The organism is Peptoanaerobacter stomatis (genome assembly GCF_000238115.1).
Classification (GTDB): Bacteria; Bacillota; Clostridia; order Peptostreptococcales; family Filifactoraceae; genus Peptoanaerobacter; species Peptoanaerobacter stomatis.
Window position 1 is genome coordinate 49,022 of sequence record NZ_JH414559.1, and the last position, 12,956, is coordinate 61,977.

The window sequence follows — 12,956 nt, forward strand, 5'->3', positions numbered from 1 at the left end:
AATATGATTTAATTTTTAAAATCGAATATTAACAAATTATATAATAGAAAATATATTAATTTGTTAATATTTTTTATGAAAAACTATATTTCTTCTATCTTTTTTCGTATTATATCTATATCGGTAAAAAACATATTTATTCCCTTATTTTTTAAACTTATAAGTTTATTTAACATACTTTCAAGTTTTTCTTCCAATTGCTTATGTATTCTTATAGGCATATTATTTACTGTATGAATATGATCTATATATTCTTCTTTGATAGGAAATGCGTTCTGCAATAAGTACGCTCTTTCGTCACCTGCAAAATAACCCAAACATATAGTATCACAACTACCATATTTTTCTATTTTTTTCTCAATGATATTTTTATATTTATCAACTTTTGAACTGATAGGTATCATCCAATAAAGTTGTTGATTTTTACTGTCTTTCAATGCACAATAATGTGGTCTGTAATTACTATTTTCTTTATTGCTCATCAAATTTTTATCATTTATTAATTCGAAAAATTCATTTTTTATATGATATGAATAGCCTTGTTCCAATTTCATAATATATTCTCTTCCTTCAAAAAAAACACCCTCACAAAATACATTGTGAGGGTAAACCATTTGCACACCGAATATCTTATATCCCACGCCATCGGTAAGTGGTACATATCTGCACACCGAATATCTTATATCCCACGCCATCGGTAAGTGGTACATATTTGAAAAGAATGAATTAATTCACTTTCTTTTATATATTATATTATCAGATTATTATTTTGTCAAATTTTCACTTTGTACATTTTTTTAAATTTATATTTTTTTAATAAACATATACTTATTATTAATAATTAAGTATTCTTTGCATATAATCTTCTTTTAAATCACCTGTCATATAATTAATATATCTTAACAGTAATTCGCTTGCGTCTGCTTTTGTAAGAGACTCATTAGGTCTGAATGCTCCTCCTTTTTCTATCAATCCTATATCTTGAGCTATATATGCAGATTCAAATGCCCAAGGCGGTATCTGGCTTTCATCTTCAAAACCTGTGTTATATTTACCATTAGGTATTAAAGATTCTAATCCTAAAGAATTTGTAAGTATTCTTACAGCTTCTGCTCTTGTAAGCGGATTTTTAGGTTCAAATTTATTGTCATCTCTTCCTATCATTATTTTACTGTCTACCGCTTTTTTTACATAGTCATAATTTACATCCGATTTTTTCATATCTGAAAATAGTTCTTCTTTAAGCATCGATGTTGTCTTTTTGGCATTAGGATTGTATATTCCTGATGTAACTACAACAGCTCTTGCGAATTCATCTCGCGATATCGGTGCATTGGGTAAAAATACTTTTTTTGCCATATCAAATCCGTTCATAGATGTAATTATTTTTATCGCCTCTTCTGCATAATGTCCTTGTACATCTGTTAAAACCGGTGCAAAGAGCCTTTGTATTTCCGGAAGATTTTCATTTTCACTTTGACCTTTACCTGTTATGCCGTTTATATCGTAAGTGTATTCCATAGCAGCATTATTTTGAGATGTTATTATATATCCTCCTCTAAATGATATTTTTTTAGGATCATTTTCTGAGTATATAAGGTCTTTTATTGTATTTTGTGATGTTTTTACTGTATATGTTCCGTTTACTACTGTGTTTGTATTATTGTTATTATTTGTATTATTGTTTCCATTATTATTGTTGTTATTATTTGTATTGTTGCTTCTGTTATTATTGTTTGTTGCAGCTTCTTGCTCGGTTGTAATAGTATAGTTCATTATTTTTGTTTCTGTTGAACCCCAAAACTCGTCATAGCCTGATGATTTTCCGTCCATTTGTATTATAAGTTTTTTACCTGTATTTGTATTTCCCGTACCTGTAGTATATACTTTATAGAAGTTGGAATTCCCCGCATAATAATCTATTGCCGGTTTTTTATCTATAACTATGGATTCTGAAATTTCAGATAAATTCGAATCCAAATTATATGTTTGTCCGCTTGTTGTTATTGTTTCTTTTATTTTACTTATTTCTTCAGTTTGTACTATCTGACCTCTATAATATTCGTTTACAGGGGATATAGTTAAATCTCTTGTCAAGGTTATGCCTTCGCCTGAAAGTGTATATTTCTCATTTATTTTCGTACCTTTGTAGGTTATGGGCACTTCATTTGTTACTTGTGGAATGGGGTCGCTTTTTGATGTTTCTTTTTGTTTGTTATTTTTTTGAGTTGATTTTTTAGATTTTTCTATCTCTTTTTTTAATGTATCATTTTCTTTTTCCTTATCTATTTTTGTCCTTGTAAGTGTACCTTTTAAAATTACAGGTTTTCCTGTTACAAAAGTTACTTCTTCATATTGATATGTCTTGGCTTCGTTATTTGTCTTTTTATAAATACCGGCATCATATATACCTATTGCATTTGATATATTGGTACTCATAATAAAAAATGAAATACTATACAATAAAAATATTTTTGATTTTTTCATTATATATTCCTCTTTTATATTCCTGTTTTTATAATAGACAATATGGTAAAATAAATTATCATATTGTCTATTTAACATTTTAATTATTCTGCTATAACCACTATTGCATCCAGTTCTTCAATATTGTTTGTTATTTTTTTATCCCTATTTTGCTTAAATATTATTGTCAAATTTTTATCTTTTAATGTATCCGGAGATGTCTTCATTATTGCTTTTCCATTATAAATTACAACCGCTTTTTGAACATTTATCAATTTTCTGACAGGAGTTTTCTTTATTTGTTGTGTTGCAGTGTCTGTAGTCGTTATTGGAGCTACCGGCTGTAATCTGTTTGTGTTTGAATTGTATTCATATATATTTTTAATGAGCACAGGTTTTATAGACTCTTTTTTCTGATTATTATTGTTATTATTGGCATTATTATTACTGTTATTGTTATTGTTGGCGTTATTTCCATTGTTATTGTTATTATCTGATGATGTGTACTCTCCAACTCCTTTTGCCACTATCAAGTTTTGTGAATTTACTTGAACATAACCTTGAGTTTTTATGAAATTTATGGATACCGCTACATCATCTTTTGTTACAACATAGACTTGTCTGTTAAAATAATCAGGTCTTATTCCGAAAGCATTAAGAGCGTATTGTTTTTGTCTTATTTCATCTATTGTAAGTGCTTTGTTGTTGTCAAAGTCATATACTTGAGTTTGCTCTGTAAAGTTTATCCTCGGTGTAGTCTTTCCTTCTGATAATCTGTTCCAAACTCCGCCTTGCCACATAAAGTAGTGATTAACTTTTCGTCCGTTTTCTATGTCATTGCCTAATAATACTGAATAATCAAACACATCTCTTAAAGTTCCTCTGTATATTTTGTATGGATAGTTCTCGGATTTATCTATATTAAGAGTTGCTCCTGTTTGCACTATTATCTGAGCAGTTTTCAAAAGATTGGTTTCTATATTGCTGTTTATATTCTTTTCTAAATTTCCACTTTTTACAATATTGCCGTCTTTTATTATTATTGTTGAATCATCAAATTTTACAAGATTTCCATCTATCTGTAAAGTATTTTGTGAATAATCTATATTGGTAATACTGCTGTCAAATTTTAGAGAATCTCCTAATCTTATCTTTCCTTGCTCTATTGTAGGTATACCTTGATTTTTTGCTAAAACTGCATATATCTCCTGATTATTGTAATTTTTCAGTTTGTTATTCACTTTTGCAGAATTGGCATATATATTTCCTCTTATTTTTACATTTTCATATGCTTTTGCATCTTCCTTTGTATCTACCCATTGTCCATTTTGTAATTCTTTTGTATCTTTCAATGTGATTGATTTTGAAGCTGTCGAATACGGTCCTACTTTTGCTTTTATTATTCTGTCTGCCTGCCTTTGATTGCCTTCTATTTCTATTTTTGAAGGTATATTTGAATATATATCATCAAAAAAGAACTTTAATCTATCTCCATCTTTTATTTGTCTATAATCAGTTATTTCTCCATTTTTCATTATAAGTGTATCTGAACTTATACTGTATGTCTTATTATTGGTAAGTGTTATACTGCTGTCATTCACATCCAAAACAATTCCACTGCTTAGTTGTGATTCAGGAGGTACATATGAATTGAGTTCTTCTTCTACAGGAACATAACCTTTTATAAACGTAACTACTCCGTTTCTAACTGTAAGGCTGACATCTTGACCATAGCTGAGTTGGTCTTTGTCTACAGGTTTTTCTACACTTATATTATCTCCTATCTCTCCATTTACTTGTAAAATTTTAACATTAGGATGTAGTTTATACAAATGTGCTTTATTATCATAATCCTTTATTTTGATTATATCGGTTGTATTTTCAGCTACTTTGTCATCTTTTTCAGATGAATCGTCAGATAAAAGCTGTTTATCTTCTTTCATTATACTTTCAAAAACGCCTACAACTTCAGATGTCGGCACATTAAACTGCTCTACATATATTATATTGTTGTTTTTTGCATAAATGTTTATCTGACTTTGTTCCCATATGTTATTTACGTCTGTTGTAAATCCTGACGGTGTAAGTATAGGTATATCTTTTTGACTTATTATATTCAAATATGATACAACTGTGGAATCATAACTGTTGTCATCCACTATCTTATCAACCTGATTTTCTGCATATTCAGGTTTTTCAACAGTATTGGAATTATTTTTATTATTAGAATTTCTTTTTGTATCTTGAGAATCTTTTTTTATTACTATATTTCTGTCAAGTTTAACCGTTATCAACGATTTATTCTTGCCATCTTCCACTATCTGAGATTTACTTAACACTTGACCTGAATATATTGATATATTTTCTTTATTTAATAAATCTTGCTTGTTGTCATAAATCATATTCGCCAAATCTAATCTTGTTGCAATTTTATTTGTAGGCGAAGCATATTTTATCTCTTTGTTCATAATTTTTGAAAAATAATTGTTGAGTTGACGCATTGTTGTCTTGTTTTCAAAAAATTTTTCATTTTCCTTTTTGCTTAATTCTTCTTCAGTTATAAAGCCTTGTTCTATCGCTTTTGCTTTATACGTTTCTTGTAAATTATCGGTGTTCGTTATATCTTTATCAGTGCCTGAAAGTGCAGTAAGTGCAATTATTGTATCAAGATTTGTCAATTGTCTGCTTGGATATATTTTATTGTTTTGCGGTTTAAATGCTTTTAATCTTGATGCCAATACCATTTGTCTTAAATTTCTACCTGCATCAGTTATCTTATTATCCTCTTGTATTTCTTGCGGATTTGTAGTACCTCTTAATACAGGATAATTACCGTATGAAATAGGCTGTTCTGCATAGATATTCAATATTGAGCTTGCAATCATAATAAGTGCCGTTATGAAAAGGCAAAGACCTTTTAAGGTCTTCGCTTTATTTATTTCCAAGTAGTACATAATATCCTCCTTGTGTTACACCGGAATCTGCATATTGCTCTAATGAATTTGATTTTTCATTATATTTTGCAAGTGTGCTTGCACCTGTTTGTTTGCTCGGTATAAGTGTCATGTTTAACGGTGCATTTGTAAATTTAATTGGAACTGTTTTTTTAGGTTCTTCCAATTCAAAATCTATCTTGTGGACTTGTGTTATTCTCTTTTTATTTTTCGGTATGACTTTGCTTACATATGTGTTTAGCTTGTTGTCATTATTTTGCAATTTTATTACAACTACTGCATTATCACTTGCAGAAGTAACCTGATTTAATGAAAAAGCTTTAAACGGCACTGCAAGTCTCATATTTTTATCTACTATCTGTATGTTTGCGTTTGGAGCTAATTTTATCTGTGATGCTGATATTCTTATCTCTTTTTTTGCAACATTTTGATAACTGCTCAAATCTATTACATTTTCTTTTGTTCCTACTGTATATTTGAGAGTATCTCCTGCTACAATTTTTGTACCTTCCTGTCTTACTTGTGTATTTGCTCTTTCAAGTTCTTTTTCTTTTTCATTATTTTTGTAATCATCTTCTTTTTTCAGTGTTCTTACTGTTGCATATCCGAAGTCTTCAGCCTCGCCGAATTTATTCATAACTCTTACTTTGAATTGATAATTGGTATCCGGTTTCAAATCTTTTACAGTAAAAGTATATTTCAAGTCTGATGCGTCTGCATTTGCAGGTAAATCTCCAACATGAGCATAATCGTTTGAACTTCCGTACTCTTTTGCATATATCTCAAATCTTGTAGCTTTATTTCTATCATCCTTTTTCAAATTCCAAGATAAGCCTACTGTATTTCCATATCCGGGAGTAGCTATAACTACAGGAGCTTGTGGAACAGGAAGTTTAATATCCGCCGGAACCTCAGGTGATATACCGCCATCTTCATTTATCACTACTATATTTTTTGATACCATACTTTCCATTTGTTCAAATGTTATTTGTGGAACAGTTATTGTAAATGATGTTGTACTGTTTTTATTTTTATCGGTCTTATTGTTACCGTTATTTGATGAGCTTGAATTATCTTTTCCAACTGATATTTCCAAGCCTTTTACTTTACCATCTTTATCTTTTTCAAGTTCTACATATTGGTTTGAACCGTCAGATTTTACTCCGAGCATCAATTCATTTTCTTTGTTGTCTTTATTTTTATCTACTTTTATTATCTTACTGCCTATCATTACTTTTGAAGGTTTATAAAAGTTTTTACCGATTACGGTGACTGTCACATCATCGTTATCTTCTCCTTTTTCTGCAAAGAATTTAAAATTACCTTCCATTTTTTCAATAATAGGTTGTGAAATATACTTAAACTCAATGCCTTCAGATTTACCTTCATCAGCGTTTTTTACAACAACTGTTGATTTGTCATCTATCATATTGACTGCCGGTGTAATGGCTTCTAAACCTGCTATTTCACCCTTCTCATTTTTTAATATCTTTGATACTTTTCCTTTTACTCCTGCAAAATATACTTCTATATCTCCTTTTGTACCGAATTCGTCTATATCTTTGAAATTAGTACCTGTTATAGTCACTTTTGTACCTCCGGTTTGAGGTCCTTTTTTCGGAGTTACACTTTCTATTACAGGTTTAGATCCTGCCTGTATATACATAAAATAAACCGGAGGATTTGCTTTATTTGAGTATCCTGTACCTTCTTTTGTGACTACCGTTATAGGTAACGGCTTTCCTACATCATCTATACTGCCTTGTGGTACTTTTATCTTCAATTTTGTATAATCTGATGAGACGCTTATAACTTCCGCTTCTTTATTCCCTACTAACACTTTTTCTATATCTTTAAAATTTTTACCTGTTACAGTTATCTCGGTATCTGATGTATAATCGCTTGTATACACTTTTGATTTTACGGTTTTTCCTTCTATTGTAACATCTCTGTCTTTACTTCCGTCTATATCTGTAATTTCAGGACCGTTAAGACCTCCATGGAATATAAACGGTGCTGTTGCTGATGATCCGTCAGCATTTATAAGCGTGATGGTAGTTTTTTCCGATTTGTCGTTATACGGTGTTTCTATTGTAAGCTGTGAATCTCCGCTTGTAGAATCCTGTTTGAAATTCGCTAATTTCCCAAGTCCTCTTCTTACTATCAAAGTATTTATATTAGGTGCTTTATTTTCTGCATATATTTCCATATATTCCGTATTGAGCTGAGATATAAGCTCCGGATTCTTAGTTATCTCGGTTGAGTGATATGCAGGATTTTTCCAATTAAGCCCTACTACAATCTTGTCTCCTATTGCCCCTAATCTTGCTTTACCGCCTGTTGTGCCTTGTGTATCCGTCATAAGCACCAATGTACCGTCAGGTTTCTTGTAATATATTTCTATGTTTTGGTTTGTATTAGGTATATATTTTACTACTATTTTTTCTACTTCTTTAGTTGTTTCTATCTGCATTTCAGTAGAACTTAATTCTTTTTCATATTTTTTATTTCCAAATGCTATTACAAGCCCTTCTTTATTAATTTCTTTTGCTACAACTGTTATAGTATCGTGAAATCTTGATGCCTGCAATATTGAAGCTTTTTCGTTTATACTCGGATTATTTTTATTATATATAAAGCCTTTTTCTTTTATTGCTTTTGCTCCGTCAGGATTTTGCACCAACAGATCTACCGAACCGTCAGAGTTTATACCTATCGTAGGCTGTTTAGGCACCTTTACTTTTATCCATTCAAGCTCGGCTCTGCCTTGTGCGTCTGTTTGCGGTGAGCCGTCCGGTTTTAAGTTCTTTGCACCGAAAGCTACCGGTGTTTCCGCCAATTTATAGCCGAACATCACTTTAGGCAATACGAAATTTCCGTTCGGATCAGTTTCCAATCTGAAGTTACTACCCCTTAATATTATATACTCTCCTTCTACACCTTTATTTGCATTTGCATTTTTAGGATCTGTAGAATATTTTTCATTATAAACTTGTGTTATTTCCACTTTGTAATTTGGATTTAAGTATATAAATCCGTCATTTATCGTATCTGTTGATTTGTTTACTTTATTTTGTATTGTAACAGGTACTGTGTATGAGCCTACTTTATCCGATAATGATTTTGGAAATTCAAAATCTTTTAATGGAGGAACTTTAACATAAACTTCTTTGTTGTCTATGTCATAGCCTATAACTTCCGCTTTTTGTGAGCCTATATATACGTCTACCCCGCCTTTAAAGTTGGTTTGTATTCCGTCTTTTATTCCTGCTGTTATAGTGGTTATTATTCCGCCTTTAATATCATCTACATTCGGGCTTATCGTTCCTATTTTTGTCTTATCTATTGTATCTACTATTTTAAATACTTTTGCTATACTGCTCTCGCTGCCATCCGGATTTTTTATCTGTATGTTGTATTCCCCTTCTTTCAAAGCATCATCTTGCGGTATTTTTAAATATATAGTATTCGCATCTACAACATACACATATTTACCTGGTAAATTTACCAATTCTGCCGGTACATCTTTATCTGATTGTTTAAAATTTTTAAAGGTATCACTTTGCTGATATACCACTTTTCCAGCACCGTCTTTAGTATATCCGTTGAAGATTTCATTTATATCAATACCGTTCCATAATACTTTTGAGCCTATTCTTTCCGCTTCGTTAGAAGAAGTTTCTACAGGAGGCTTAAAGCTGACTTCATTGGCTTGATCATCTCTTTTTATAACTACTATTGTCCCTTTATCCCCTTCTTCAGGTATAAGTTTTTTTATTTCAGGACCTCTTACATTATCAAAAATTATTTGATATGAGTCCATAAGACCTTCCGGAATTATCACTTGCAATCTTGATTTTCCTACAAAACCTTTAGGAACAGTTACTGATATTACTGTTTCTTCACCGTCCAACTTTGTTGATTTTATATTCTTGGATATGTCCAAACCGTCTACGGTAACTATTAATTTTTTTGCGTCTGATATTCCTGCAACTGCTTTTACTCTTATTTCTATTGTTGTTTCAGCATCTGACGGAAGTTTCTTAAGGGGAGCTCCATTTGATGTTATCTGTGTTATAACCGGTTGTTTGCTGTTTACATCCGTATATGAAGTTTCAACAGGTCTTCTGAATTGAAATTTTGATCCTGTCGCATTTGTAGTGTTATGATTTCCTGATGGATTCGTTACTTGTATTATACCTTCTAAATTTTTATATCCTCCGGGTTGTTCCTGTGAGCTTCCGATTAATTGTCTCAAATCATATTTTCCGTTTGCAGGCGGTATTATAGATACAACTAATGTCTTACCTACTTTATTATATATACCGTCTATAGGATTGCCTTTATCATCAAGTACTTTTGTATCATCATCTGCTGTAGACGATGTTACAGGTAAAACTGTGTTATCAGGCAATACGAATTTCACTTCAGGAAATTTCATCTTTCCGTCCGCACCTTTATATGCTTCTAATTTATCCCCTGTTATCCTTAACATCAATGGTTTAACTCCATCTGTACCACCAACAGGAGGTTCGTCTTCTTCGCCACTGTCATTGAAAAAACCATATTCAAGCTCAACTTTATCAACTACCGGCGTAGGATTTTTTTCGTTATATGTGAACGATTTATATCTTGCCGCTTCAGGAACGGTTATTTCACTTCCGTCATCAAAAGTAAATATAGTATCCATTTCCAATATTACATCTTGCGGCCCTCCGGTAGAGGCATTTGTAGTTGTAACTACCAAACCGTCAGTTCCGTTTCCTGCCAAGAAGTGATATTTCCCATATTCTATACCTCCTTGAGCAACTCCAGGTCCCGGAGTTTGTGTAGGAGTGAATATCTGTCCGGAGTTGGCATTTGTCATTGATGCTATTCTCACCTTTATTTTTCTTTTTACACCTGATACTATTTTATCTCCATATTTAAGATTGGTTCCTCCCGGTACTGAATATCCTACAACAAGTGTATCATTATCTTCTACTGTGGCATTTCCTCCGGGTAACAGTCTAAAATTGTTAGGTATTTTTATCCCCGGTGTATTTACATTTAAAAGATTTTTACCTGTTATCAATACATCAGTTCCACCTGTATCAGGACCTTCTGCAGGGGATATACCTGTTATCTGCGGTGCAGGATTGGATGTACTGAATGTAAATGCTCTTGCTTTTACACCTTCTGATGAAACATTTCCTTTATCTTTAACAACCAAATCCCATACAGACGGAGCAGGTCTTGTACCTGTAGGTGTCCATCCTTCTATAGCCACTACATCACTTGAGGTATTTTCGGGGTCTTCATATACGAGTTTTACATCCGTTAATTTTAAATTTTCTTCCTTACCGTTAACTTCTCTTCTCAAATATAATTCATTATTTGAGTTAAATATTCTTTTAAGCAAATTGCCTGAAGCGTCTCTTGCTCTTACAGTTATCTTGCTCGGTGTAGAGTGAGGACCTTCTGACGGCAATACTTCAAGATTGTCCATACCTACCAATTTTTCAAAAACAAGTATTTTATTAAGATATTCCGCCGTAAATTGTATAGCCGGTTTTATAGTTCCTGTTGTATTGGATGTTGTATCAACTTTTATAAATTGTATTTTTTCATCTTTATTAAGTGTACCTTTTATTAATTTATCTATAGTTATTGTATTTCCTGACGCATCTACCTGCATTTCACCCGTTGTCGCCTGATGTGATGCGCCTGCAATTACAGTATTTACCACTCCATTAAAATTCTTTCCTTTTATAGTGAGCTTTTGTCCAACATAGTTTCTTTTATTATCCAAACTTCCGGACATTGAAGGCAAATTATTTATTTGCACATCAAATTCATAAGAGTTTGTGGGTAATGATTTTGTATTAATTGTTATAGTATTTTTTGCGTTCGTATCTATATTTAAAGTTGCAAAATCTCCCTCTTTAGGTGCAACTATGGTTATTAAAGAATCTGTAACATTTACTTTTACTCCTTGAGTTACTGCAAGTCCCTGCATTAATGATTTAGGCTCTGAACCGGAGCCAATAAGTATATCTTTTATTACACTTTCTTCTTTTGTTCCACTTAGCATTTGTAAAAAATTGGTTCCTTTTATTACCACTCTGACACTGGTATTTCCGGAATCATTTGTCTGAATGTAGTCGAAACTTTTAATTGTTATGTTCACAGGTGCTGCAAATACTTCAAAAACTTCTTTAGGTATCAGCGTAAATACCAATATAAATGATAGTATAAACGCTAAACATCTCTTAAATTTAATCAAAACTTTTCCCCCTTAAAATCTGTATTTTGCAAAACAAAATAATATGTTTTAATATTTTATGCTTAAATCAATTTTATTTGCCGAATAATATGAAAAACTATATTATTTATTATATCATAAATATAAAAAATAATTTATATGTTTCACTTAATTTTTATCGTAATTTTATATCATTTTATTAAAAAAATGATATCCTTTTTAATCTATTGTAATATCTTTGTAATTCAAATGCAACAAAAAAATAGTATAATGATTACTAAATTAAATTCCAATTGTTATTTTATTTATATTTTTTGTGAAAATTTAAAAATAAATATTTATAAATAACAATTTGTAAAATTATATAATACAGCAGGAGGTAATTTATGAAATTCAAATTTTTAAAAAATGTCGCTCTTTGCGGATTGTTGATAGGCTTAACTTCTTTCAATTCTTCATATGCCGCAAGTGTGCCGATAACTCAACAAGCATATTATGATACTTTTACTTTTAAGGTTAACAGTATAGTTCAATATATAAGCGACATAACTAAGAAACCTTTTATAGCCAATTCAAGAGTATATGTGCCTATATCCACTTTGAGCGATCTTGGTATTGCCAATGTACAATGGATACCTCAAAATGCCGGTATGCCTGCCGAACTTAGAGTTATGCCTGCACAAGCTGCGGAAGATAAGAGTGCTTATTATGAGCAAAAATTAAATGAGCTTGCTACTCAAATAGCTCAAAAAGATGTAAAAATAAAAGAGCTTGAAGAAAATGTAAAAAAACTTACAGATGAAAACAGCGATTTGAAGAAAAAATCTGACAGCAGATCAACTCCGTCTTCAGATGACAGAGATATAAAAAACAAAGTATATGATTTACAATCTGATATAAGCAGAGACAGAGACTACGACAGAATTACCATAAACAGAAAAGACTTTAATGTAAGCTACAGTTTCAGATACAAAAGAGATTTTGAAGCGGAAGTATATATAAAAGGACTTTCCAATGATGATATAACGGCATTAAAAGATAATGACAGACAATTGACACGTCTTCTTGAAGATGTAGGTAAGGAAATAACAAGAAAAGATCCGTTCAAAAACGTAAATGTTTACTTCACGATATATGATGAATCAAACAACAGCAAACAATTAGGTTCTTTTGATTACAAAGATGACAGGCTTAGAGGAAACCTTTCAAGATAACAAATATAAGCACTTGTCAGTTTAGTCTTTTTCAACCCTCCCCTCGCATCATAGCGAGGGAAATTTTATATAAAAATA

At 31.3% G+C, this 12,956-nt stretch carries 5 protein-coding genes; 1 reads left to right on the forward strand and 4 read right to left on the reverse strand.

What is annotated here, in order from left to right; genetic code table 11:
- Nucleotides 1–83: 83 nt before the first annotated feature.
- The 4 genes from cptIN to HMPREF9629_RS08515 form a co-directional block, all read right to left on the reverse strand.
- Nucleotides 84–695: a type III toxin-antitoxin system CptIN family toxin gene (cptIN, locus tag HMPREF9629_RS08500; protein ID WP_242822038.1), complete on the reverse strand. Its 612-nt coding sequence runs from the start codon at nucleotides 693–695 to the stop codon at nucleotides 84–86.
- A gap of 139 nt (nucleotides 696–834) precedes the next feature.
- Nucleotides 835–2,487 carry an S-layer homology domain-containing protein gene (locus HMPREF9629_RS08505; protein ID WP_009525989.1) on the reverse strand — a complete coding sequence of 551 codons (1,653 nt, stop codon included), beginning with the start codon at nucleotides 2,485–2,487 and terminating at the stop codon, nucleotides 835–837.
- Nucleotides 2,488–2,570: 83 nt separating this feature from the next.
- Nucleotides 2,571–5,420, reverse strand: coding sequence for a hypothetical protein (locus tag HMPREF9629_RS08510; protein ID WP_009525990.1), 2,850 nt, complete (start codon nucleotides 5,418–5,420; stop codon nucleotides 2,571–2,573).
- Nucleotides 5,398–11,685 carry an IPT/TIG domain-containing protein gene (locus HMPREF9629_RS08515; protein ID WP_009525991.1) on the reverse strand — a complete coding sequence of 2,096 codons (6,288 nt, stop codon included), beginning with the start codon at nucleotides 11,683–11,685 and terminating at the stop codon, nucleotides 5,398–5,400. The genes HMPREF9629_RS08510 and HMPREF9629_RS08515 overlap by 23 nt, the downstream gene beginning before the upstream one ends.
- 365 nt (nucleotides 11,686–12,050) lie before the next feature.
- Between HMPREF9629_RS08515 and HMPREF9629_RS08520 the strand changes: the two genes are divergently transcribed.
- Entirely contained in the window at nucleotides 12,051–12,878 is an 828-nt protein-coding gene (locus HMPREF9629_RS08520; protein WP_009525992.1) for a hypothetical protein, read from the forward strand.
- Nucleotides 12,879–12,956 lie beyond the last annotated feature (78 nt).

What these genes read in the sequence shown, in the direction of transcription:
- HMPREF9629_RS08505 (WP_009525989.1), bottom strand. Translation starts at nt 2,487, where the DNA reads ATGAAAAAATCAAAAATATTTTTATTGTATAGTATTTCATTTTTTATT.
- cptIN (WP_242822038.1), bottom strand. Translation starts at nt 695, where the DNA reads ATGGCGTGGGATATAAGATATTCGGTGTGCAGATATGTACCACTTACC.
- HMPREF9629_RS08510 (WP_009525990.1), bottom strand. Translation starts at nt 5,420, where the DNA reads ATGTACTACTTGGAAATAAATAAAGCGAAGACCTTAAAAGGTCTTTGC.
- HMPREF9629_RS08520 (WP_009525992.1), top strand. Translation starts at nt 12,051, where the DNA reads ATGAAATTCAAATTTTTAAAAAATGTCGCTCTTTGCGGATTGTTGATA.